This window comes from Streptomyces griseorubiginosus, from assembly GCF_036345115.1.
Lineage (GTDB): Bacteria > Actinomycetota > Actinomycetes > Streptomycetales > Streptomycetaceae > Streptomyces > Streptomyces griseorubiginosus_C.
In genome coordinates this window covers 1953821-1976744 of record NZ_CP107766.1, presented here as the reverse complement: position 1 = coordinate 1976744, position 22924 = coordinate 1953821, and the positions used below count along the sequence as shown (strand labels likewise).

18 protein-coding genes are annotated in these 22924 nt (G+C 70.6%); 3 read left to right on the top strand and 15 right to left on the bottom strand.

From position 1 onward, the window contains the following. Window positions 1-3: 3 nt before the first annotated feature. The 9 genes from OHN19_RS09005 to OHN19_RS08965 all read right to left on the bottom strand — a co-directional run bounded on the left by OHN19_RS09005 (window position 4) and on the right by OHN19_RS08965 (window position 12696). Complete coding sequence (locus OHN19_RS09005; protein WP_330263669.1) at window positions 4-807, bottom strand: ABC transporter permease; 804 nt, start codon at window positions 805-807, stop codon at window positions 4-6. A gap of 1 nt (window position 808) precedes the next feature. Then, window positions 809-1804: an ABC transporter ATP-binding protein gene (locus tag OHN19_RS09000; RefSeq protein ID WP_330263668.1), complete on the bottom strand. Its 996-nt coding sequence runs from the start codon at window positions 1802-1804 to the stop codon at window positions 809-811. Between the two features lie 150 nt (window positions 1805-1954). Next, a complete protein-coding gene (locus tag OHN19_RS08995) occupies window positions 1955-4819 on the bottom strand; it encodes a glycoside hydrolase family 2 TIM barrel-domain containing protein (protein ID WP_330263667.1) in 2865 nt (954 codons plus the stop codon). 27 nt (window positions 4820-4846) lie between these two features. Beyond that, a complete protein-coding gene (locus tag OHN19_RS08990; RefSeq protein ID WP_330263666.1) occupies window positions 4847-5713 on the bottom strand; it encodes a carbohydrate ABC transporter permease in 867 nt (288 codons plus the stop codon). After that, the gene (locus tag OHN19_RS08985; RefSeq protein ID WP_330263665.1) at window positions 5710-6678 is read right to left on the bottom strand and encodes a sugar ABC transporter permease; all 969 of its coding nucleotides are present in this window, start codon (window positions 6676-6678) and stop codon (window positions 5710-5712) included. Before OHN19_RS08985 ends, OHN19_RS08990 begins: the two co-directional genes overlap by 4 nt. 20 nt (window positions 6679-6698) lie before the next feature. Then, a complete protein-coding gene (locus OHN19_RS08980) occupies window positions 6699-7964 on the bottom strand; it encodes a sugar ABC transporter substrate-binding protein (RefSeq protein ID WP_330263664.1) in 1266 nt (421 codons plus the stop codon). A gap of 231 nt (window positions 7965-8195) precedes the next feature. Then, window positions 8196-10040 (bottom strand): glycoside hydrolase, encoded by a 1845-nt coding sequence (locus OHN19_RS08975; RefSeq protein ID WP_330263663.1) that lies wholly within the window; start codon window positions 10038-10040, stop codon window positions 8196-8198. Window positions 10041-10075: 35 nt separating this feature from the next. After that, entirely contained in the window at window positions 10076-11326 is a 1251-nt protein-coding gene (locus OHN19_RS08970) for an ROK family transcriptional regulator (RefSeq protein ID WP_330263662.1), read from the bottom strand. A gap of 116 nt (window positions 11327-11442) precedes the next feature. Further along, the gene (locus tag OHN19_RS08965) at window positions 11443-12696 is read right to left on the bottom strand and encodes an FAD-binding protein (RefSeq protein ID WP_330263661.1); all 1254 of its coding nucleotides are present in this window, start codon (window positions 12694-12696) and stop codon (window positions 11443-11445) included. A 175-nt stretch (window positions 12697-12871) separates the two neighbouring features. On the opposite strand from OHN19_RS08965, the gene OHN19_RS08960 reads away from it, so the two are divergent. The 3 genes from OHN19_RS08960 to OHN19_RS08950 all read left to right on the top strand — a co-directional run bounded on the left by OHN19_RS08960 (window position 12872) and on the right by OHN19_RS08950 (window position 17190). Next, the gene (locus OHN19_RS08960) at window positions 12872-13849 is read left to right on the top strand and encodes a hydroxyacid dehydrogenase (RefSeq protein WP_330269561.1); all 978 of its coding nucleotides are present in this window, start codon (window positions 12872-12874) and stop codon (window positions 13847-13849) included. Window positions 13850-14059: 210 nt separating this feature from the next. Then, window positions 14060-15382: a radical SAM protein gene (locus OHN19_RS08955; protein ID WP_330263660.1), complete on the top strand. Its 1323-nt coding sequence runs from the start codon at window positions 14060-14062 to the stop codon at window positions 15380-15382. A 329-nt stretch (window positions 15383-15711) separates the two neighbouring features. Then, window positions 15712-17190, top strand: a complete 1479-nt coding sequence (locus OHN19_RS08950) for a cellulose-binding domain-containing protein (protein WP_330263659.1) — start codon at window positions 15712-15714, stop codon at window positions 17188-17190. Window positions 17191-17340: 150 nt separating this feature from the next. On the opposite strand, the gene OHN19_RS08945 is transcribed toward OHN19_RS08950, so the two are convergent. The 6 genes from OHN19_RS08945 to OHN19_RS08920 form a co-directional block, all read right to left on the bottom strand. Continuing rightward, the gene (locus OHN19_RS08945; RefSeq protein WP_330263658.1) at window positions 17341-18018 is read right to left on the bottom strand and encodes a GntR family transcriptional regulator; all 678 of its coding nucleotides are present in this window, start codon (window positions 18016-18018) and stop codon (window positions 17341-17343) included. 89 nt (window positions 18019-18107) lie between these two features. Next, window positions 18108-19109, bottom strand: coding sequence for a proline racemase family protein (locus OHN19_RS08940; RefSeq protein ID WP_330263657.1), 1002 nt, complete (start codon window positions 19107-19109; stop codon window positions 18108-18110). 13 nt (window positions 19110-19122) lie between these two features. Then, window positions 19123-20016, bottom strand: a complete 894-nt coding sequence (locus tag OHN19_RS08935; protein WP_330263656.1) for a dihydrodipicolinate synthase family protein — start codon at window positions 20014-20016, stop codon at window positions 19123-19125. 30 nt (window positions 20017-20046) lie between these two features. Continuing rightward, a complete protein-coding gene (locus tag OHN19_RS08930) occupies window positions 20047-21462 on the bottom strand; it encodes an NAD(P)/FAD-dependent oxidoreductase (RefSeq protein ID WP_330263655.1) in 1416 nt (471 codons plus the stop codon). Further along, entirely contained in the window at window positions 21455-21754 is a 300-nt protein-coding gene (locus tag OHN19_RS08925; protein ID WP_330263654.1) for a (2Fe-2S)-binding protein, read from the bottom strand. Before OHN19_RS08925 ends, OHN19_RS08930 begins: the two co-directional genes overlap by 8 nt. After that, complete coding sequence (locus tag OHN19_RS08920; RefSeq protein WP_330263653.1) at window positions 21751-22908, bottom strand: FAD-binding oxidoreductase; 1158 nt, start codon at window positions 22906-22908, stop codon at window positions 21751-21753. The genes OHN19_RS08925 and OHN19_RS08920 overlap by 4 nt, the downstream gene beginning before the upstream one ends. Window positions 22909-22924: the final 16 nt, after the last annotated feature.

Here is a 22924-nt window from a genome sequence, read left to right as displayed (position 1 = left end):
GCCTCAGCCTCCCTGGGACATGACACGGCGGGCGGCACGCCGCCACAGGAAACGGGTGAACAGGGTGAGTGCAACGGCCCACCCGGCCTGGATCGCCAGCTGCGCGCCGGCGTCCGACAGTGGGATGCGGCCGATGTAGATCGACAGCGGCACGCTCAACGTGGCCTGGAACGGCAGGAATCCGCTCAGCGTGATGAACCAGTCCGGGAAGAACCACAGCGGCGCGTACACACCGGACAGCAGGTTCTGCGCGAAGATCAGGATCAGCATCGCCGCGTTGTTGCGGACCGTCCAGAAGCACAACTGGTCCAGCAGCAGCATGACGTTGTACAGGACCACCTGGCCGAGGAGGAGGCTCAGCGCGAACACCCCGGCCACAGCGGCCGACTTGGGCGGGTCCACCACCCCCGCTGCGAGACAGACCAGATAGCCGCCGAGCGCCCACGCGAAGCCGTACACCTGCTCGCCCAGCGCCCGCAGGGCGTGGTAGCGCTGCGGCGGCAGCGGGCGCAGGTACCAGTAGACGATCGTGCCGAAGTGCATGTGCTGGAGCACGGTGTCGCGGCCCGCGTACTGGTCCAACTCCCGCAGCCGGGAGGCCAGTACGGCGAGGACGGCGTAGGTGACCGCCTGGCCCTCGGAGAGGCCCGCGGTGGTGCCGGCGTGGGAGTACAGGCCGTGCCACAGGGACGCCACCAGGATCACCTGGACGACCAGGCGGACCAGCACGGCGGTCATCCGGGGCGGCGCGTGCAGCTCACCGAGCGGGGTGACGCGCGCGGCGCGCCAGGCATGCAGAACGGCCACCTCAGACCGCCTCCACGTGCACGTACGCCGCCCGCATCACGTCTTCCAGGTCGGCCTCGTCGATGGCGACACCCGTCACCTCGTACCGCTCGATGACCGCCTTCAGCGCCTGGTGCACGGTGGGGGAGTCCGGCCCCTCGGGCCCGAAGACCACCTGCGGTCCGTCCTTCTTCAGTACGGCGATCCCGGGCAGCGGCGAGACCTCCGTGTGCGCGTCCGCGAGCGTCGCCCTGACCTGCCAGGTCGAGCCGAACTTGCGGCGGATCTCGTCGAGGCTGCCGTCGAGGACCAGTCGGCCGTGGTTGATCAGGACGACCCGCTCGGCGAGCCGCTCCACCTCGGTCATGTCGTGGGTGGTCAGCAGGACCGTACGGCCCCGCTCCTCGACCTGGTGGCGCAGGAACTCCCGCACCTGCTCCTTGACCACCACGTCCATGCCGATGGTCGGCTCGTCGAGGAAGACCACCGGCGGGTCGTGCAGCAGCGCGGCCGCCAGGTCGCAGCGCACCCGCTGGCCGAGCGAGAGATGGCGGACCCGGGTGTCCCAGAACGTGGACAGCTCCAGGATGGCGTCGAACTCCGCGAGGCGCGCGGCGTGTTCGGCCTTCGGCACCTCGTAGATGTCCCGGAGGATCGAGAACGACTCCCGCACCGGCAGGTCCCACCACAGCTGGGTGCGCTGGCCGAAGACCGCGCCGATGTTACGGGCGTTGCGTTCCCGTTCCTGGTACGGCACCACGCCCGCCACCCGGGCCTCGCCCGAGGTGGGCGTGAGGATGCCGGTGAGCATCTTGATGGTGGTGGACTTGCCCGCGCCGTTCGGGCCCAGCAGGGCGAGGAGTTCGCCGGGCGCCACGTCGAAGGTGATGTCCGAGACCGCGTGCTTGGCGACCCGCTCGGGGTTGACCAGGGAGCGCAGGGTGCCGGCGAGGCCGGGGCGGCGGACGGTGGTGTGGAAGGTGCGGGACAGGCCGCGGACCTCGATGCTTCCGGGCATGCTGTGAACTCCGTTGCTGGGAACAAGAGTTGCGGCCGGCCGGCTTGGAGGGCCGACCGGCCGCGGGTACACCATGACCGTCCCAGAATGTCGATCAATCGGGCAATGGATTAATCGATCCTTGAATTGGACTAATCGATCACCCGGAGGTCACCCCGAGATCTCCGAGAAGACGAACGAGAACTCCGCCGGCTCGGCGAGCAGGTGGTACTGCGGCAGCACACCCGGACCGCAGGACGCGGTACCGATGCCGTGGTGGCGGTGGTCCAGGTTGACCCACACCGTCTCGCCGGCCGTGAGGTCCGTCAGGTGCGTCGCCGCGTCCAGCTGCTCGGTCGTCCAGCGCCGGGCCGTGAAGGAGAACTCCGGGTCGCCCTCGATCCTGAGGCCGCCCAGCTCCACCCAGCGCACGTCGGCGCGGGCGCCGTTCTCCTGCGGGCGCAGGTACGGCGTCTGGAGCTCGTCCACGCTCGCGCTCCAGCGGCCGACCATGGAGGCCGCCCGGGTGTCCGGGTACGCCTCGCCGGGACCGCCGCCGAACCAGCGCACCTCGTCGGCCGCGGACAGCCCGAGCCGTACGCCGAGCCGGGGCAGCGGCACCTTCCACTCGCCCTCGGGCGTCACGGACACGGTCAGCTTCAACCGCGAGCCGTCCGAGGTCCACCGGTACTCGGCGGCCAGGCCCACCTCGCGGGCGGCGGGCGCCACCCGGGTGCGGACGACCAGTGCCTGGGACTCCAGCTCCACCCCGACCAGGCGGTGCCGCATCCGGTGCAGGCCCAGGGTCCGCCACAGCGTGCTGTAGCGCAGCCCGGACTTCCACTCGGTGCCGTCGTCGTTGTCGGTCGTCGCCCGCCACACGTCCAGCCGCGGGTTCTCGACGGCGACCCCGCCGATCGTCCGCAGCGCGCCGGTACGGGCGTCGAAGGCGGCCGGGCCGAGCGTGATCAGCCGCTCACCGCGCTCCGGCCGGGCGGAGGGTGCGACGGAGGGCCGTACCCCCGAGGAAGCGGGGAACTGTCCCCACGCGATGACGTGGTCCTTCGGCGCCCAGGCGGTGTCGGCCGCGAGGAGCGCCCGTACGGTCCACTGCGCCTCCCCGGAGGCGTGCGCGGGCGGCTCGGGCAGCTTCACCTCGGCCGACTCCCCGGGTGCCAGCGCGGGCACCGCCAGCGTGCCCGCCTCGACCGTCTCGCCGTCCACCTGGTACGACCACTCGAAGGCGAGGCCGGACAGGTCGGCGAAGTCGTACTTGTTCGTCACCCGGACCGTGCCGTCGGTGCCCTCGAAGGACACCGGCTCGATGACCTTCTTGTACTCCAGGAGGCCGGGGGAGGGCGTGCGGTCCGGGAAGATCAGGCCGTCGCAGACGAAGTTGCCGTCGTGCAGCTCCTCGCCGAAGTCGCCGCCGTAGGCGTAGCCCAGCTCCGGGTGCCTGACACCGTGGTCGATCCACTCCCAGATGAAGCCGCCCTGGAGCCGCTCGTACTTCTCGAAGAGCTCCTGGTAGTCGGCGATGCCGCCGGGTCCGTTGCCCATGGCGTGGCCGTACTCGCACTGGATGAACGGCAGCTCGCGGCGCCCGAGGGTGCCGCCGTCCAGCTTCCTGCCGATCTGCTCGACCTCGGCGTGGTCGGCGTACATGCGGGAGTAGACGTCGGTGTCCCGGCTGTTCCAGTCGCCCTCGTAGTGGACGAGCCTTTCAGGGTCCCGTTCGTGGATCCACTCGGCCATCGCGGTCAGGCCGCGGCCGGTGCCGGCCTCGTTGCCCAGCGACCAGAACACGATCGAGGGGTGGTTCTTGTCCCGCTCGACCATGCGGGCCGCGCGGTCCAGGAGGGCCGGGGTCCAGCGGTCGTCGTCGACGGGATTGTCCCGCCACTCCTGCTCGGTGAAGCCGTGGGTCTCCAGGTCGCACTCGTCGATGACCCACAGGCCGTACTCGTCGCACAGGTCCAGGAAGGCCGGGTGCGGCGGGTAGTGCGAGGTGCGCACGGCGTTGATGTTGTGCCGCTTCATCAGCAGCACGTCCTCGCGCATGGTCGCGAGGTCGAGCGTACGGCCCTTCTCCGGGTGCCACTCGTGCCGGTTGACGCCCTTGAACAGGACCGCCTTGCCGTTGACCTTGATCAGGCCGTCCTCGAGCACGACCGTACGGAAGCCGATCCTGAGCGGGATCCGCTCGCCCTCCGTGACCAGCTCGCCGTCGTAGAGCCGGGGGCTCTCGGCGCTCCACGGCGCCACCAGGGCCGTGATGGACTCACCGGTCGCGACATCGATGTCGAGGGCGGGCACCAGCACCCGCCCGTCGACGTCGGAGTCGACGCGCAGGGTGCCCTCGCCCGTGACGTGGTCGTAGGAGGCGTGCACGAAGAAGTCCAGGGCGCTGCCCGCCGGGCGGTGCAGCAGGGTCACCTCACGGAAGATGCCCGGCAGCCACCACTGGTCCTGGTCCTCCAGGTAGGACCCGGCCGACCACTGGTGCACCCGGACCGCGAGGACGTTGCCCTTCGGCTTCAGCAGATGGCCCACGGCGAACTCGTGCGCGAGCCGGGAGCCCTTGAACTCGCCGATGTCCGTGCCGTTGAGCCAGACCCGGGCGCACGACTCCACGCCGTCGAACCGGACGACGGCGCCCCCGTCCGAGGGCCAGTCCTCCGGCAGGTCGAAGACGCGCAGGTGGTCGCCGGTCGGGTTCTCCGTCGGCACGTGCGGCGGGTCCACCGGGAACGGGTAGAGGTGGTTGGTGTAGATCGGCAGCCCGAAGGCGCCGTCGCCCTGGAGGACCCAGTGCCCGGGGACCGCGACCTCGGCCCAGCCGGCGGCGTCGTATCCCTCCTCGGCGAAGGATTCGTCCTCGGCGTCGGCGGTCGCCGACAGGCGGAAGCGCCAGGTGCCGTCGAGGGACAGGGTCTTCGCGTCGGAGGAGGCGTACCAGGCGCGGGGCGGGAGGGCCCCGCTGCCGGGTGAGACGTCCTCGACGTAGTCGACGGCCGGGGTCGTGCGGAAAGACATCGGTCTCCAGGTCTTGAGAGAGGGGCCTCAGCCCTTGATGCCGGTCTGCGCGATCCCCTGGACCAGCCAGCGCTGGAGGAAGAGGAACACGAACACCAGGGGCAGGATGGAAATGGCCGTGGCCATGAAGATCAGGTGGAAGTTGACGGTCTGGTTGGTCATGAAGGAGGAGAGCGCGATCTGGACCGTCCAGGAGCTCGGGTCCTGGCCGATGACCAGGGGCCACAGGAAGGAGTTCCAGGCGCTGATGAACGTGATCGTGGCGATGGCCGCGAAGAAGTTCAGCGAGTTGGGTACGACGATCCGCCAGTACGCGCCCCAGTAGCCGAGCCCGTCCACGCGTGCCGCCTCCTCCAGCTCCTTCGGGAATCCCAGGAAGTACTGCCGGAACAAGAAGCAGGTGAAACCGCTGAACAGACCCGGGATGATCAGGCCACGATACGTGTCCACCCAGCCCAGGGAGGAGACCAGGACGAAGCTCGGGACGAAGGTCACGGCCGTCGGGACCATCAGGGTGGCGAGGACGGCGTAGAAGACCTTGTTGGCGTGCCTGTAGGGGATGCGGGCCAGGCCGTAGCCGGCCAGCGAGCAGACCAGGAGGGTGCCCGCGGTGGTCGAGACGGCGACGACCAGCGAGTTCACCATGGAGCGGCCGAACTCGACCGTGGGGTCGTTGAACAGCTCGGAGATGTTGCCCCACTGGAAGGAGGGCAGCACCTTCCAGTTCTCGCCGGTGATCTCCAGGTCCGTGGACAGGGCGTTGCGGAAGATCAGGTAGAACGGGATCAGGAACAGCACGGCGGCGACGCCCACGGCGATGTACAGCCCCGTGTTGCCGAAGACGCCCCGGCCCTTGTCGCGCTGCTTGCCGGCCGGAGGAGTGGTGGTGGTCACTTGGAGTCCTCCCCCCTTCCGAAGCCCATGAACTTGCCCTGGATCAGGGTGACGAGGCAGATCAGCAGCGACAGGATGACCGCGCCGGCGCTGCCCGCGCCGTAGTCCTGGCTGGTGCCGAGGGCGGTCTTGTAGAGCTCCATGAGCGGGGTCTGGGCCCAGGTCGCCTTCTGCCCGATGATGTTGAAGAACTCGTCGAACGCCTGGTAGGCCGCGATGAGCAGCAGCAGGATCACGGCGGTCGAGGTGGCGCGCAGCTGCGGCAGCGTGATGTACCGGAAGGTCTGCCAGCCCGGCTTGGCGCCGTCGATGGCGGCGGCCTCGTACAGCTCGGCCGGGATGTTCTGGAGCGCGGCCAGGAACAGGATCATGTAGAACCCGGCCTGGATCCACAGCCGCAGGGTCACGATGACCAGCCAGTACCAGGGCGGGCTGGGGTTGGCCAGGTAGGCGATGTTGTCCACGCCGAACCAGCCGAGGACGGTGTTCATGAGGCCGAAGCGGACACCGCTGAAGATGGACATCTTCCAGATCAGCGCGGCGGCCACGTAGGACACGGCGGTCGGCAGGAAGAACACCGAGCGGAAGAACGCCCGCATGAACCGCAGCCGGTTGACCAGCAGCGCGAGCCCCAGCGAGAGCGCCCAGGTGGTCGGCACGATGAACGCGGCGAACACGGTGAACGTCAGCAGGGAGTCCGGGAACTCGCTGTTGGTCAGGATCTGCGTGTAGTTGTCGAAGCCGACGAACTTGCTCGGCGTCACGGTGTACCGCGCGTCGAAGAAGCTGAGCCAGATGCTCCAGAAGATCGGCACGAAGACGAAGATCACCAGGCCGATGAGGAACGGCCCGGTGAAGAGCCAGAAGTTGACGGTCGCGTTGCCCCGCAGGCCCCGCCGCGGCCGGGCCGGGGAGGCCTTGGCCGGGGCGGGCTGGGCGACCCCGCGCGTGGTGGTGGTCGACATGACGTGTACTTCCCGGCGGCCTAACCGAACAGCTTCTTGAGCTCGACGTTGACCTTCTTGTCGCAGGTGTCGAGCGCCGCCTCCGGGTTGCCGTTCTTACGGACGGAGGACGAGATCACCTCGGCGAACGCGGTCTGCATCGTCTGGTCGTAGGCGATGTTGTCGAAGTGGCCGTAGTCGGTGAAGAGCTTCACGCCCTCGGCCGGCAGGCCCGACTTCAGCTTGGTGGCGGACTCGGCGATGGAGGTGCGCGGCGGGATGTGGAAGCCGTACGAGGTCGCCCAGTCCTCCTGGTACTGCTTCTGGTCGATCCACAGCCACTTGACGTATTCCTTGGCGGCCTCGACGTTCTTGCCCTTGGCGTTGACGAAGATCGACCAGCCGCCGTTGTAGACGGACTGCTTGCCCGCGGACCCGATCTTCGGGAACGGGAAGATGCCGAGGTCGTCGCCGAGCGCCTGCTGCATGGCCGGCATGGACCACATGCCGCCCCACTGCATGGCGCACAGGCCCTGGTTCAGCGAGGACGGGTCCCAGAAGTCGGTCGGGGCGTCCAGGAGCACGTTGCCGCTGGTGAACAGCTGGCGCAGCTTCTTGAGGCCCTCGACGACGCCGTCCGTGTGGTAGGCGATCTCGTTCTTCTCGTTGATCGTGTCGGCGCCGGCGGACCAGATGATGACGTTCTGGATCGCGGTGAAGTCGTTGCCGAGGAACGCGCCCTTGACCTTGCCGGTGGTGAGCTTGGCGGCGGCCTCGATCAGCTCGTCGAGGGTGGTGGGCACCTCGACCTTGGCCTTCTCGAACATCGACTTGCGGTAGTAGAAGAACTGCGGGTCGTCGATCATGCGTATCCCGTAGATCTTCCCGTCGACCGTGTGGGACTTGATGTCGTTCGGGTTGAAGTCGTCCTTGACCGGGTCGATCAGGTCGGTCAGGTCGGCCACCTGGCCGCTCTTGACGAGCTGGAGCTGCGGGTGGAACTCGAAGACGTCGGGCGCCTTCTTGGTGAGCAGGGCCGCGAAGAGGGCGGACTCGAAGTTGTTGCCGGTGATCCAGTTGGTGCTGACGTCGGCCTTCTTGTACGCCGCCGCGTACCGCTTGATGGCCTGCTCGGTGCCCGCCTCGCCGTAGGCGTGGAAGTACTGGGTCAGGGCGGTGCCCGAACCCGAGCCGCCTCCACGGCCGTTGTTGCCGCCGCACGCGGCCAGTCCGCCGGCGGCGGCCAGACCCATCGCGGCCTGCAGAACGTTTCGACGGTTCCAGTTGATGTTGCTCGATGCCGACATGCTGACGTCCTTGTCTCGAATACGGCTTGCGGCTCTGCGCCTTGGCTCTGCGGCTCAGTGCCAGGTGGCTCAAATGCTGTAGCGGTGCGGGGACGTTAACCTTCGGCTAAGGCTTCGGCAAGGGGTTGGACGAAGTCTGTACGAAGCGTTGTAAGCGTTCGGGATACCGGACGCTCGGGGGTCACGGGCCGCCGCACCAGCGGCCCGCAACCCCTTTGCGGATGGGATGTGTTACTGCCTGGACCAGGCCTGGTTGGCCCCGCCGTTGCAGGTCCACAGGCCGACCTTGCTGCCGTCGGCGGTGGCTTGTCCGCCGACGTCCAGGCACTGGCCGGACGCCTCGCTGACGACCTGGCCGTTGGAGTTCAGCAGCCATCGCCGGCTGCCGTCAGGGGTGGGCTCGGGGCTTGTCACGAGCCCCGAACTCCCCGCTGTCAGATAGCCGTTCACGCCCTTCAGGCGGCCCTTCGCGTCGTACGACCACACCTGCTCGGCGCCGCCGGTGCAGCTGCTGATCGCCGCCCCCGAGGGGTCCGCGGTCAGGCACTTGCCGGACTGCCTGCCCTGGAGCGCGCCGGTGACCGCCGACGTGCCGTGGCCCTTCTGGTCGAGGACGTACGTCGTGATGGACCGGGCCGGCAGGGTCGCCGACGCCGTGCCGCCCTTGACCGCGGGCTTGGCGACGTTCGCCCAGCTCTCGGTCGCCGAGGTCCGCACGGCCTTGCTCGCGCGCACCGGCGCCTTGCCGTTGAAGTGCAACTGGAGTGCGGTGTCGGTGGTGTTGTGGTTGTTGACCACCACCACCCACTTGCCGTGGTCGTCGTAGGTGGACACCTCGACGCCGGCCGGCACCCCGGTCACGTTGTGGGCGACCGAGCCGGGCCGGACGAACTTGCTGTACTGGCCCAGCGCGTAGTAGCGCTTGGTGAAGTACAGGGTCTGGTTGCCGTTGGTGGCGTAGTCCGGGTCGTAGTAGATCAGACCGTCGTTCCAGCCCTCGCTGTTGCGGGCCAGCGGATCGCTGCCGATCATCTCCGACAGGGCCACCCACCACTGGAACGCCGAGTCGTGCGCGGTCGCGAAGTCCTTGTAGATGATCCGGGACAGGTTCAGACCGCCGTCGATCGTGGGGTCGTACTCCTGCGCCCAGCCCGTGCCGCCGTTGCCGAAGCAGCAGATCTCCGTGGACCAGGACTGCTTGCCGACCGACCTGGACGTCTCGTAGATCTTCGCGCGCTGGTCGTCGCCCGGGTTGTTGTACGTGTGGTGGGCGAGCTTGTCGACGTACTGGGCGGTGCCCGGCTGCGAGATCCACTGCGGGACCTCGGTGTTGAAGTTCACCGTGGAGCTGGACTCGTCCGCGATGATCCCGGTCCGCTGGTGCCGGGCCTGCTGCTCGGCGCCCAACGCCCGCACGATGTCGTCGCGTTGGTCGACCGGGACCAGCATGCCCTCCTGGCCGCAGTCACCGAAGCTGTTGGTCGGCTCGTTGAAGGGGCTGATGTAGTCGAACTTCACGCCCTGCTTCGCGAAGTGGGCGGTGACGTCGGCGACGTACTTCGCGTAGTCCTGGGTGTTCTCCGCCTTCAGATAGCCGCCGCAGCTCAGGCCGTTGGTCTTCCACTGCGCCGGCGCGCTGTTGACGAAGGCGATCAGGTCCTTGACCCCGTACCTGGCGGCCGCGTACAGGAACGTGCGGCCCGCCTTGTCCTTGCTCCAGTCGTACGACCCGTCGTCGGTCAGGAAGTCCTCGGGAGCGCGCGGCGCGTAGGTCACACCGGTGCCGCCACCGCCGATGTTGTAGCGGTAACTGCTGAGGGCCAGGCCGTCCTTGGAGAACAGCAGCTTCGCCACCCGGGCCTGGACCTTCGGGTCGAAGTTCTTCAGGTCGTTGACCCACCAGGCGCCCGAGGCACCGATGTTGTCGATGGTCTGGGCGGCGTGCGGGGACACCTCGGCCACCGTGGGGGTGGCGGCCGAAGCGGGCGGGGCGGATATCAGGGGACCGGCGACGGCCAGCGCGGCTGCGGCTGTCAGCAGGGCCGATCTCCTGCGGTGGGGGTGAGTCACGTGCATCCCTTCCGTCGTCATGAAGGCGGTGCTGTGTACGGCTACTGGCGAGCGTTGTGAGCCTTGCTCGGCACAGGGGTGGTGCGCTTTGTTGCGGACCTCTGCCCGACCGACTGGAGCGCCCCTTCGAGTGCGAACGTCGCCGCGCCCAGGCACACCGGGTCCGTGGGGATCGGGGAGAGGACGATCTCGGTGGCGGCCATCGGCCGGGGCAGCGCGTGCCGGGCGACGGCCTCGCGCACCTCCGCGACCAGGGGCTCGCCGAGCGCGGCCGCGACCCAGCTGGCGAGCACGACCACCTCGGGGTTGAACAGGTTGACCAGGTGCGCGATGGAGGCGCCGAGGTAACGGGCGGTGTGCCGGACCACCTCGACCGCCACCGGGTCCTGGGTGAGCATCCCCCGGGCGAGTGCCGCGACGGTGGCCGTCTGGTCGCCCGGGTGCAGCAGTTCGCTGTCCGGGCTCAGCTCCCGCAGGTTCAGCATGATCCCGGGGGCGCCCACGTACGACTCCACGCAGCCGTGGTTGCCGCACCGGCACAGGCGTCCGTCCAGGACGATCGTGTTGTGGCCCCACTCGCCCGCGCTGTTGGAGACACCGCGGTGCAGCGCCCCGCCCAGGATCAGTCCGGCGCCGACGCCGGTACCGAGGTTGACCACCACGGCGTTGACGCTGCCGCGCGCAGCCCCGAACCACAGCTCGGCCACCGCGGAGGCGCGCAGCGGGTTGTCCAGGTACAGCGGGTAGGCGATGTACTCGGAGAGCAGGTCGAGGAGCGGCACGTCGTGCCAGTCCCAGTTGGGCGCGTACTCGGAGATGCCGGTCGCGCGGTCCACCTGGCCCGGCACGCTGACGCCGACACCGAGCACGCGGGCGCCCTCGATGCCGGCCTGCGCGACCACCGAGCCGACGGCGGCGGCGACATGCGCGACCACCTGCTCGGGCAGGCTCTCGCCGGGGCGGACGTCCTCCTCGGCGCGGGCCAGGACGTTCAGCGCGAGGTCGAACAGCTCGACATGGACGTACGTCTCCGCGATGTCCACGCCGATCAACGCGCCCCCCGACGCGTTGACGGCCACGAGCCCCCTGGGACGCCCGCCGGCCGACTCCTCGAACCCGACCTCCGTGATCATGCGCAGGTCGAGCAGCTCGCCCACGAGCGTGGCGACGGTGGCCAGGCTCAGCCCGGTGGCCGCCGCCAGCTCCTGCCGGGAGGTGGGCGACTCGGCGATGATCTGGCGCAGCACCTCGTAGCGGTTCGCGGTGCGGATGTCACGTGAAGTGCGCTTCACCAGGGCCGACCCCCATCCCTTCAGCTCGGGCCGGGACGACAGTGGCACCGGCGCGGCGCAAGGCTATGGTCTGCGGGGGACTTTGTACAAGGGGTTAGGAAAGGGGTTTTACAAAGTCAGTCGGCGAGTACGGCCCGGACGAAGGCGTTGGCGAATTTTGCCCCGGGGTCCAGCTCGCGCGCCAGCTCGCGGAAATCACCGAGCCGCGGGTAGCGCCCGCGCAGCGCGTCCGCCGGCGTGGTGAAGACCTTCCCCCAGTGCGGCCGGGCGTCGAACGGGTCCAGAACCTCCTCCAGTCGGCGCACCACCGGGAGCACGGCCGCGGTGTCCTCGATCCACGTGAAGTGCAGGGCCACCGTGTCCCGTCCGTAGGAGGGGCTCAGCCACTGCTCGTCGGCGGCCACGGTCCGCACCTCGCAGATCTGGAGCACCCCGGCGACCGTCTCCCGGATGCCGTCGACCGCGTGCAGCGCGTCGAGGGCGTGCTCGCGCGGCAGCAGGTACTCCGACTGGAGCTCCGCCCCGCTGCTCGGCGTGAACTCGGCGCGGAAGTGCGGCAGTCGGTCGTGCCAGGGCCCCCGCACCCCCGACTGCTCGGTGCAGTTGACCGCGGGCATCCCCGGCACCGGGTGCATCTTCTCCGTGGCGGGCGCGGCCCACGGGAAGTCCGCGAGCGGCTGGTCCGTGCGCCGCTTGACCCACACCTGCCGGAAACCGGGCGCCCGCCAGTCGGTGAACAGGCTGACGCTGTACGCCGTCGACATCACCGCCCCGAAGGCCGCCGAGTCCAGCCCGGCGAGGGGGAGTTCGGTGAAGACGTACTGCTCGACGTCGAAGGCCGGCACCAGGTCCAGGGTGAGCGCGGTGACGACACCGAGGGCACCGAGGGAGGTGACCGCACCGCCGAAGCGCTCGTCGCCGCGGCCGAGGGTCAGCGTGGAGCCGTCCGCCATGACCAGTTCCACCTCGCGCACGGCCGAGGACAGCGGGCCGTTCCCGACGCCCGAGCCGTGGGTGCCGGTCGCCACCGAGCCGGCCACCGAGATGTGCGGCAGCGACGCCATGTTGGGCAGCGCGAGGCCGTGCGCGTGCACCGCGCGGGCGAGCTCGGCGTAGCGGACGCCGCCCGAGACCCGTACGGTACGGGCCGTGCTGTCCACCTCGAGCACCGGCGGCAGGTCGGCGATCGAGAGCAGGACGCCCTCGGGGCCCGGCTCGGCGATCTCGTTGAAGGAGTGCCCGCTGCCCAGCACCCGCACCCGGGCGCTCGACGCGACCAGGGCGCGGACCGCGTCGAGCGAGTGGGGCCGGTGCAGCTCCTTGGCGGAGTAGGTGATGTTCCCCGCCCAGTTGGTGATCGTCTCCGACATGTCCGTCGTTCCTCCCGAGAGTGTGTATGCGTTGACCCTCTCATTTGTCGAGGCCTACCGTAGAGAGCGTTTTCTACAAGCTTTCTCTGCACCCTTTCGGCAGGTCTGGAGGACCACCACCTTGTCCGAGCGACCCGAGACGCCGTCGTCCGAGCGTCCCCAGGCGCTGTTCGCCATGACCGCCGAGAACGTGCCGCTCCTCTTCCCGCCCGAGGTGCTGGCGCGGCTGCGGGAGACCGTGGACATCGATCCCGAGCTGGTGGCCGAGGACCTCAGCGACCCGGCGTACGCCGACGTCCTGGCCCGCACCGAGATCCTCGTGACCGGCTGGGGCTGCCCCCGCCTGGACGCGGCCGTCCTCGAGGCGGCGCCGAAACTGAGGGCCGTCCTGCACTCGGCCGGCTCGGTCAAGGGCTTCGCCACGCCCGAGCTCTGGCGGCGCGGCATCGCCGTCTCCTCGGCCGCCGAGGCCAACGCGCTGCCCGTCGCCGAGTACACGCTCGCGATGATCCTGCTCGCCGGGAAGGACGTCTTCGTGCGCCGGGAGCAGCTGAGGGCCGGACGGCCGTTCCCCGGCTGGGGGATCGTGCCGGGCATCGGCAACCACGGACGGCGGGTCGGGGTGATCGGGGCGTCCCGGATCGGGCGCAAGGTGCTCGGACTCCTGCGCCCCTTCGACCTGCGGCCGGCCCTGAGCGACCCCTACGTCGACGAGGCGGGCGCCGCCGCCCTCGGCGTGCCGCTGCTGCCGCTGGACGACCTGCTCCGGGACTCCGAGATCGTCAGCGTGCACGCGCCGGAGACCCCGGAGACCCACCATCTGCTGGGCCGCCGGGAGCTGGCCCTGATGCCCGACGGGGCCGTCCTGATCAACACCGCGCGCGGGTCCCTGGTGGACCACGACGCCCTCCTCGCGGAACTGCGCACCGGCCGCCTCTCGGCGATCCTCGACGTCACCGACCCGGAGCCCCTGCCCACCGACTCACCGCTGCTGAGCCTCCCCAACGCCTTCATCACCCCGCACCTCGCGGGCTCGCAGGGCAACGAACTGGCGCGGCTGGGCGAGGCCGTCGTAGCGGAGGCGGTAAGGGTGGCCGCGGGGGAGCGGGTGGCCCATCCGGTGGCGGAGGGGGAGCTGGGGCGGATGGCCTGAGGACGGCAGGGGCGGTGGGTGCCTTGCGAGCTCCGATTCGGGTCGTGTGCGGATGCCGGTGGGGTGCCGTGCGTCACAGAATGCGCTCAGGTGGTCAAAAGGTGACGAAACGCTACGAACCGCACCCCGTGCAGGCCCCCCGTTCCGCCCCCGTCTCGCCGAAGGCATAACGTGAGGAGTCGTACGTCCGATCCGGGAGGAGAACACGGGATGGGCAGCCGTACCGCGCTGGTCGAGGATCTGATGGAGCGGTTCCCGCAGGTTCCGCGGGAAGCCGTCTTCAAGGAGGACCTGTTGCGGGGTGGCGTGGCCTTCGACCCGTCCGCCCTCAGCGACAACGAGTCCGGCGAGGTGAAGCCGAAGTCGTACTTCATCTTCTCCTTCGACCACGGCACCCTGCCGGAGCTCGGCGAGGCCGCGCTGCGCCGGCCCCCGGAGGAGATCATCCTCACCGGCGGGCCGTACGACCTCAGGCGGACCGTGGTGTCGGTGCGGGTCAACCCGGCCTCGCCGTACCGGGTGGCCGCCGACGAGGAGGGCCTGCTCGGGCTCTACCTCGACGGCAAGCGGATCGCCGACGTGGGTGTGCCGCCGATGCCGGAGTACTACCGGCACAAGCTCTCCAGCGGGAAGTCCGTCATGGAGGTCGCCCCGACGATCCAGTGGGGCTACCTGATCTACCTGACCGTCTTCCGGGTCTGCCAGTACTTCGGCGCCAAGGAGGAGTGCCAGTACTGCGACATCAACCACAACTGGCGCCAGCACAAGGCGGCCGGGCGGCCCTACACCGGTGTGAAGGACGTCGACGAGGTCCTGGAAGCCCTGGAGATCATCGACCGCTACGACACCGCGAAGGCGTCGACCGCCTACACCCTCACCGGCGGCGCCATCACCTCCAAGCTCCAGGGCCGTGACGAGGCCGACTTCTACGGCATGTACGCCAAGGCCATCGAGGAGCACTTCCCGAACCGCTGGATCGGCAAGGTCGTCGCTCAAGCGCTGCCGAAGGACGACGTGCAGCGCTTCAAGGACTACGGCGTGCAGATCTACCACCCCAACTACGAGGTGTGGGACGAGTACCTCTTCAAGATGTACTGCCCGGGCAAGGAGCGGTACGTCGGCCGCGACGAGTGGCACAAGCGGATCCTGGACTCGGCCGACGTCTTCGGGGCGCGCAACGTGATCCCCAACTTCGTGGCGGGCGTGGAGATGGCCGAGCCGTTCGGCTTCAAGACGGTCGACGAGGCGATCGCGTCCACCACCGAGGGCCTGCGCTTCTTCATGTCGAACGGCATCACGCCCCGCTTCACCACGTGGTGCCCGGAGCCGACGACCCCGCTCGGCAAGGCCAACCCGGCGGGCGCGCCGCTGGAGTACCACATCCGGCTCCTCCAGGCCTACCGGCAGACGATGGACGACTTCGGCCTGTCCTCCCCGCCCGGATACGGCCCGCCCGGCCCCGGCCGCGCGGTGTTCTCCGTGAGCTCCTTCATGGACAGCCTGCCGGAGGCTCCGGAGCCCGCGGAGGTCTGACCGCCGTCGCGTACGGAACACAGGGACCCGGAACCCCCTCAGGGGCGCCGGGTCCCTGTGCGTGCGGGACCGGTCCGTCGATCTGGTCCCCTGTGACGGCTGGTTCTTGTGTGGCGGGATTGATACGTTCCGGCTTCCGGTCCGTATCAGTGGGTGCACCTTGGTGCGGTGGTGTGCCGGAGGGACTGGACCGAACCCTCGGTAACCGATTTGAATAGCCTGCTTGTCAGTTGTGTGGGAGACGTGAAAGGCTCCTGTCCTGCCGCGAGGTTCCCCCCAACTCCTTTGCCAGTATGGCGAGTTGACCTCGCTTTTGATGCAGGAGACCCATGCCCGACCTGCCGACCCCCCAGGACGCCGCCGAGGCCGCGCTGTTCTCCGAGTGCTGGGATGCCGTGCTGTCGTACGCCGATCTGTGCACGGCCGGCTCCACCGCCGCCACCGATCTGGCCACGGAGGCATTCTCCCTCGGGATGCGCGAGGCCCGTGACGCGGAGGCCGCCGTCCGCGGCGCCGGCCGCCGCCCGGCCCGGCTGCCCCGAATACCCCTGCTGCTCACCGCCGTTCGCACCACCGCGGCGGACTGGGAGACCCAGGGCCTCGGCCATCGCCTCGACCCCGACCTGCGGCTGTGGCTCAACTCCGACAAGGCCGCCCGCTACACCGGCCCGCCGCTCCAGCGCCCGATCGCCCTGCGCGGACTGCGCGACCTCCAGGCGGCGGACGCCGAACTGCTGTGGCTGGCCGAGGTGGAGGCGCTCCCGCTGCCCGCCGTGGCCCGGCGACTCGGCCTCGACCCGGCCACCGTCGGCGACGAACTCGCCCAGGTGCGAGGCCTGTTCCGGGACCGCAGTCACCGCAACCACCTCGACTCGCCGATGGACGCGCAGTGCCGCAGCTATGCCCGGCTGCTGGACGCCGTCACCCGTTCCACCTCCGGCGAGACCCCCGAGGACCTCTCCCGTCACCTCGCGCGCTGCCAGCAGTGCGCGGAGGCCGCCGCCTGTCTGCGGCTGCACGGCGGCGGACTGCCCGCGGCCCTCGCCGGCGGGGTCATCGGCTGGGGCGGCCTCGCCTATCTGGAACGCCGTCGCCGGGCCGCCGAGGTGCGCCTGGGCGCCGGTCGCCCGGAGGCGCTGGAGAGCGGGCCCCCCAACCCCGGCGCGCACAAGGCGAAGGTCCTCCGCAACGGACTGCTGGTCGCGGCCGTCCTGGTCTCCCTGCTCGCCCTCGCCGTCTCGATGATGCCGGGCGGCGACATGGAGCACGACACCGCCCGGCCCGGCACCGGCACCCCCGCCGACGGCCAGCCGGTGGCCAACCCCACCTCCTCGATCCCCGCCGCGACCTCGCGGGCGCCCGGTTCGGTCGAGCCCTCGCCGAGCTCGACGCCCGGCCCCTCCACCTCCTCCAGCACGAAGAAGTCCGACCCGGAACCCCAGGGCACCACGTCCGGCGGCGCGGAGGGGGCGGAGCCCAGCGAGAGCGCGGCGCCGTCCTGCGAGGTCGAGTACGCCCTGGTGAACCAGTGGCCCGACGGCTTCCAGGCCGCCGTGACCGTCACCACCACCGAGGCCCTCAGCGACTGGCGGGTCACCTGGTCCTTCAAGGACGGCCAGAAGGTGACGCAGATGTGGGACGCGAACCACAGCCAGAGCGGGGCGAAGGTGACCGCTACCGCGACCGACTACAACAGGTCGGTCCCCGCGGGTGGTTCCCTCTCGCTGGGCTTCCTCGCGTCCTGGCAGGGCACGAACGCGCCTGCGTACGACTTCTCTCTGAACGGCCACGCCTGCGTCAAGTCGTGACGGCGGGGGTTGTACGTCGGCCGCGGGCCGGTGGGGGCTGGTCGCGCAGTTCCCCGCGCCCCCAAACAAGGTGGGTACAGCTAGGCATACCTCGACCGCACTCACTCAGGGGCGAACCCGCACCCGCCCGACGACCGCACCCAGGCCCCCTTACGGCGCCGCCCACAACCCCCGTACATGCCCGATGTGCCGCGTCATCACCGACCGCACCCCGTCCTCGTCGCGGGCGACCAACGCGTCCAGCAGCTCCAGGTGTTCCTCCGCCGAGGCCAGCAGCCGCCCCGACTTGACCAGCGGAGTGAGCCCGTACAGACGGGACCGCTTGCGGAGATCCCGGACCACCTCCACCAGATGCGCGTTGCCCGCGAGGGCGAGCAGGCCGAGGTGGAACCGGGTGTCGGCCTCGACGTAGGCGATGAGGTCCCCCGCCACCGCCGCCTGCACGATCTCCCGGGCGGCCGGCCGCAGCGCCTCCAGGGAGACCGGGTCGGCGGTCGTGGCCAGCTCCACCACCGTGGGGATCTCGATGAGCGAGCGGATGTGGGTGTACTCGTCGAGCTGCTGCTCGGAGACCGCCGTGACCCGGAAACCCTTGTTGGGGACGGTGTCGACCAGGCCCTCCTTGGCGAGGTCCAGCATGGCCTCGCGGACGGGCGTCGCCGAGACGCCGAAGCGGGTGGCGAGCGCGGGCGCCGAGTACACCTGGCCCGGCAGCAGTTCGCCCGCGATCAGCGCGGCCCGCAGGGCGTCCGCGACCCGCTCCCGGTAGCTGCTCTTCTTGCCGCCCAGTACGGGCAGGTCGGGAGCGCCGGTGCGCTGGGCTGCCATGAGCTCGTCTCCTAGGGGATGCTGCGATGGGGATGGGGCGATGAGGGAGTGACGTGCAATGTCACGTGATACGGCTCATTGTCGCGGGCTCAGAGCACGAACCCGGCCGGGAACGGATCCGTCGGATCGAGCAGGTACTGGGCCGTGCCGGTGATCCAGGCCCGGCCGGTGAAGCTGGGCAGGACCGCCGGGCGCCCCGCGACCTCGGTGGTGCCGAGCAGCCGGCCGGTGAACCGCGTCCCGATGAAGGACTCGTTCACGAACTCGGTGTGCAGCGGGAGTTCGCCGCGCGCGTGCAGCTGGGCCATGCGCGCGCTGGTGCCGGTGCCGCAGGGGGAGCGGTCGAACCAGCCGGGGTGGATGGCCATGGCGTGCCGTGAGTGCCGGGCGGTGGCGCCGGGGGCGATCAGATGGACGTGGTGGCAGCCGCGGATCGAGGGGTCCTCCGGGTGCACCGGTTCCTCCTCGGCGTTGATCGCCTCCATGAGCGCCAGTCCCGCCGCCAGGATGTCGTCCTTGCGGGCACGTTCGAAGGGCAGCCCGAACTGCTCCAGCGGCAGGATGGCGTAGAAGTTGCCGCCGTACGCCAGGTCGTACGTCACCGTCCGCCCGTCGGCCAGGGTGGCCTTGCGGTCCAGGCCGACGGAGAAGGACGGCACGTTCTGGAGGGTGACCGCCGTCGCCCTGCCGTCCTCCACCGCGACCTCGGCGACGACCAGGCCGGCCGGGGTGTCGAGACGGATCGTGGTGACCGGCTCCACCACCTCCACCATGCCCGTCTCCACCAGAACGGTCGCCACCCCGATCGTGCCGTGGCCGCACATCGGCAGGTAGCCGGAGACCTCGATGTAGACCACCCCCCAGTCGCAGTCCGGGCGGGTCGGCGGCTGGAGGATCGCGCCGCTCATCGCGGAGTGCCCGCGCGGCTCGTTCATCAGCAGCTGCTTGATGTCGTCGCGGTGCTCACGGAAGTACAGCCGCCGCTCGTTCATGGTCGCGCCGGGGATGGTCCCGATCCCGCCGGTGATCACCCGGGTGGGCATGCCCTCGGTGTGCGAGTCGACGGCGTGCAGGACGAGTCTGCTGCGCATGTCCCGTCCTCCCTCACGCCAGTCCGGCCGCGAGGGCCTTCTCGGTGGCCGCCCGGACTGCGGCCTCCTGCTCGGGGAGCAGCGGCACCCGTGGCGGGCGGCAGGCACCGCCGTGCCGGCCCGCGATGTCCATGGACAGCTTGATCGCCTGCACGAACTCGACCTTGGAGTCCCACCGCAGCAGCGGATGCAGTTGGCGGTAGAGCGGCAGGGCGGTGTCGAGGTCGCCCCGGGTCGCGGCCCGGTACAGCTCGACCGAGGACTTCGGCAGGGCGTTGGGGTAGCCGGCCACCCAGCCCTTGGCGCCCGCGATCGCGAGCTCCAGCAGGACGTCGTCCGCACCGATCAACAGATCGAGTTCCGGGGCGAGTTCGGCGAGCCGGTAGGCCCGGCGGACGTCTCCCGAGAACTCCTTCACCCCCTGGATGAACCCCTCCCCGTGCAGCGTGGCGAGCAGTTCCGGCACGAGGTCGACCTTGGTGTCGATGGGGTTGTTGTACGCGACGACCGGCAGCCCGGCCTTCGCGACCTCGGCGTAGTGGGCGAGCACGGCCCGCTCGTCGGCGCGGTAGGCGTTGGGCGGCAGCAGCATCACCGACGCGCAGCCGGCGTCGCGCGCCTGCTCGGCCCAGCGACGCGACTCCGCCGAGCCGTACGCGGCCACGCCCGGCATCACCCGCTCACCGCCGATGGCGGCCACGGCCGTCTCGACGACCTTGGCGCGCTCCTCGGGGGTGAGCACCTGGTACTCGCCGAGCGAGCCGTTCGGTACGACACCGTCGCAGCCGTTCTCCACCAGCCAGGCGCAGTGTTCGGCGTACTTGCCGTAGTCGACGGACAGGTCGTCGTTCAGGGGGAGCGCGGTGGCGACGAGGACACCGCGCCAGGGGCGAAGGTCGGTGGTCATGCGGTTTCCCTCTCCGTAGGGTGTGACATTTCACTGATCCCGTTCTTCCGGCAGATCTCCGTGCTCCCCGGCCCGCGCCAGCACCCCCAGCGGCACCGGCCGCGCGAAGGGTCTGCGTCCCGCGGTCTCCGCGCACCCGGCGACTCCGGCGACCCCGGGGCCGCACATCCGGCCCTGGCACCAGCCCATCCCGGCCCGCGTCAGCAGCTTCACGGTCCGCAGGTCACCGGCCCCCAGCTCGCGGACCGCCGCCCGCACCGACCCGGCCGGCACCTCCTCGCAACGGCACACCACGGTCTCGTCGGTGACCTGCTCGGCCCAGTGCGCGGGCGGCGCGTACACGGCGTCGACGGCGGCGAAGAACGCGCGCAGCTTCTCCCGGGCCCGCGCGGCGGCCGCCCACCCGCTCGGATCCGGTTCTTGTCCGGCGAGCCGCGCCGCGATCGAGCGCCCGGCGATGTGCCCCTCGGCGAGCGCGAGGGCGGAGCCGCCGATCCCGGTGGTCTCGCCCGCCGCCCACACGCCCGGCACATCGGTGCGCTGCTCCTCGTCGACGTACACGTCACTCCCGTCGACCCGGCAGCCCAGCGCGTCGGCGAGATCGGTGTGCGGCAGCATGCCGTGGCCCACGGCGAGGGTGTCGCAGACCAGGCGCCGCCGGGTGTCCGGGCGCACCCGCCCGCCCCGGTCGAGCGCCGCGACCGTGACCGCCTCCAGCCGCTCGGTGCCGTGCGCCTCCACGACGGTGTGGTGGAGGAGGCCGCGGACCCGGTGCCGGGCCAACCGCCCCGCGTACCGGGCCGCTTCGGCGACCTTGCCGGGCTGGGCCGCCAGCGCCCGGGACCGTCGTGGAAACGCTCCGGGATCGGCCGAGTCCACCAGGGCGGCAACCGTCGCGCCCGCGATGGCGAGTCCGGCGGCGACGGGCAGCAGCAGTGGTCCGGTTCCCGCGACGACGACGGTACGGCCGGGCAGCACGAGCCCGCCCTTGAGCATGGCCTGGGCCCCGCCCGCCGTGACGACACCGGGCAGGGTCCAGCCGGGGAAGGGCAGCACCTTCTCGTAGCCGCCGGTGGCGAGGAGGACGGCGTCGGCGCGTACCTCGGCCGGCTCCTCCTCTTCGGGACCGAGCAGGGCGTGCACGGTGAAGTCGGCGGCGCCCCGGCGTTCGACGAACCACACGTGATGATCCGTCAAGTGCCGTACGCGGCCCGCCTGTACGTGGCTTCGCAGCCCGTCCCGCAGGCGCTCCCAGGTGCGCCACTGGTGGTGCAGTGCCTGCGGGCGACGGGCACCCAGGCCGGGCGCGGGCTGCCGGTAGAACTGCCCGCCCGCCTCCGTGGCCGAGTCGATCAGGGTGACGTGGATGCCGCGCGCGGCTGCCGCGAGGCCGGCGGCGAGTCCCGCCGGGCCCGCGCCGATCACCGCGAGGGTCGGTTCACTCATCGTGGCCCGTCCCCTCCTGGGTGCGGATCGCGTCGCCCGGGTGCAGGGGCAGCAGACAAGCCCGTTGGTTCGGGCGGTCGTTGACGGTCACCAAGCAGTCGAAGCAGACGCCGATACCGCAGAAGAGCCCGCGCGGGCGGGCCTCGCCCCGGGTGCCGCGCCAGGAGGTGACGCCCGCCGTCCACAGCGCGGCGGCGACCGTCTGTCCGGGCAGGGCCTCGATCTCCCGCCCGTCGAGCGTGACGGTGAAGGCGGGTCCGGGTTCGGCGCGCACGAGCCTGAGCGGGTTCACGAGGCCTCCACGGTGTCGGAGAACCGGTCGGGACGAAAGGGCGTGAGATCGAGGTCGGGTGTCCGGCCGGTGAGTACCTGGGCGATCAAGTGCCCTGTCCCCGTGGACAGTCCGATGCCCGCGCCCTCGTGCCCGCAGGCGTGGAACAGCCCCGGTACCCGGGGGTCGGGCCCGATCGCCGGCAGGTGGTCCGGCATGTAGGGCCGGAAACCCAGGTAGGTCCGCATCGCGCGCACCCGCTCGAGGAAGGGGAACAGCCGGGTCGCACCGGCGGCCAGCGCCCGCAGTGCGGGCAGCGACAACGACCGGTCGAAGCCGACCCGTTCCCGGGTGGCCCCGATGAGAACCGGTCCGGCCGCCGTCCCCTCGACCACCGGCGAGGTCTGCAGGGCCGCGGAGTCGCTGGCCACGTCGGCCACGTAGTCGGCGGCGTACACCTTGTGGCGGACCAGGCGGGGGAGCGGCTCGGTGACGAGGACGAAGCCGCGCCGGGGGAGCACGGGGAGGCGAACTCCCGCCAGCGAGGCCAGCTCCGCTCCCCAGGTCCCGGCGGCGTTGACGACGTACGGGGCGTGGATCTCACCCCGGCCGGTCCGCACCCCGCGCACGGCACCGCCCGCGTCGCGCCGCACCTCGGTCACGGTCGCGCCGGTGAGCAGACGGGCACCCGACGCCCGTACGAGATGAGCGGCGGCCAGCGTCGGCATGACCTGGGCGTCCTGGGGGTACAGCACACCGCCCGCGAGGCCGGATGCCAAGTGGGGCTCCAGGTCGCGGAGTTGGTCCGCGCCCACCGGCACGGCCTCGACTCCGGCGGACCGCTGCCCGATCGCGAGCTTCTCCAGTGCTCCGAGACCGTCGGGGGTGGCGGCGACGACCACGCCACCCTTGCGCTCGTACTCGACGGCCCCGCCGACCTCCGCGGCCAGCTCGGTCCACAACTCGCTGGCCAGTAGCGCGAGTTGGAGCTCGGGACCCGGTTCCTTGTCGGACACCAGGAGATTGCCCTCACCGGCGCCGGTCGTCCCCCCGGCCACCGGACCGCGGTCGACGACGATCACGTCGAGCCCCGCCCGGGCGGCGTACAGAGCACAGGCCGCACCCACCATCCCGGCTCCGACGACCACGACATCGCAGGTCAGTCGCTTGCTCACGTCAGTACTATGTCAC

What these genes read in the sequence shown, in the direction of transcription:
- OHN19_RS08955 (WP_330263660.1), top strand. Translation starts at nt 14,060, where the DNA reads ATGGGCAGCCGTACCGCGCTGGTCGAGGATCTGATGGAGCGGTTCCCG.
- OHN19_RS08995 (WP_330263667.1), bottom strand. Translation starts at nt 4,819, where the DNA reads ATGTCTTTCCGCACGACCCCGGCCGTCGACTACGTCGAGGACGTCTCA.
- OHN19_RS08940 (WP_330263657.1), bottom strand. Translation starts at nt 19,109, where the DNA reads ATGCGCAGCAGACTCGTCCTGCACGCCGTCGACTCGCACACCGAGGGC.
- OHN19_RS08945 (WP_330263658.1), bottom strand. Translation starts at nt 18,018, where the DNA reads ATGGCAGCCCAGCGCACCGGCGCTCCCGACCTGCCCGTACTGGGCGGC.
- OHN19_RS08985 (WP_330263665.1), bottom strand. Translation starts at nt 6,678, where the DNA reads ATGTCGACCACCACCACGCGCGGGGTCGCCCAGCCCGCCCCGGCCAAG.
- OHN19_RS08975 (WP_330263663.1), bottom strand. Translation starts at nt 10,040, where the DNA reads ATGCACGTGACTCACCCCCACCGCAGGAGATCGGCCCTGCTGACAGCC.
- OHN19_RS08935 (WP_330263656.1), bottom strand. Translation starts at nt 20,016, where the DNA reads ATGACCACCGACCTTCGCCCCTGGCGCGGTGTCCTCGTCGCCACCGCG.
- OHN19_RS08950 (WP_330263659.1), top strand. Translation starts at nt 15,712, where the DNA reads ATGCCCGACCTGCCGACCCCCCAGGACGCCGCCGAGGCCGCGCTGTTC.
- OHN19_RS08960 (WP_330269561.1), top strand. Translation starts at nt 12,872, where the DNA reads ATGACCGCCGAGAACGTGCCGCTCCTCTTCCCGCCCGAGGTGCTGGCG.
- OHN19_RS08980 (WP_330263664.1), bottom strand. Translation starts at nt 7,964, where the DNA reads ATGTCGGCATCGAGCAACATCAACTGGAACCGTCGAAACGTTCTGCAG.
- OHN19_RS08930 (WP_330263655.1), bottom strand. Translation starts at nt 21,462, where the DNA reads ATGAGTGAACCGACCCTCGCGGTGATCGGCGCGGGCCCGGCGGGACTC.
- OHN19_RS08965 (WP_330263661.1), bottom strand. Translation starts at nt 12,696, where the DNA reads ATGTCGGAGACGATCACCAACTGGGCGGGGAACATCACCTACTCCGCC.
- OHN19_RS09000 (WP_330263668.1), bottom strand. Translation starts at nt 1,804, where the DNA reads ATGCCCGGAAGCATCGAGGTCCGCGGCCTGTCCCGCACCTTCCACACC.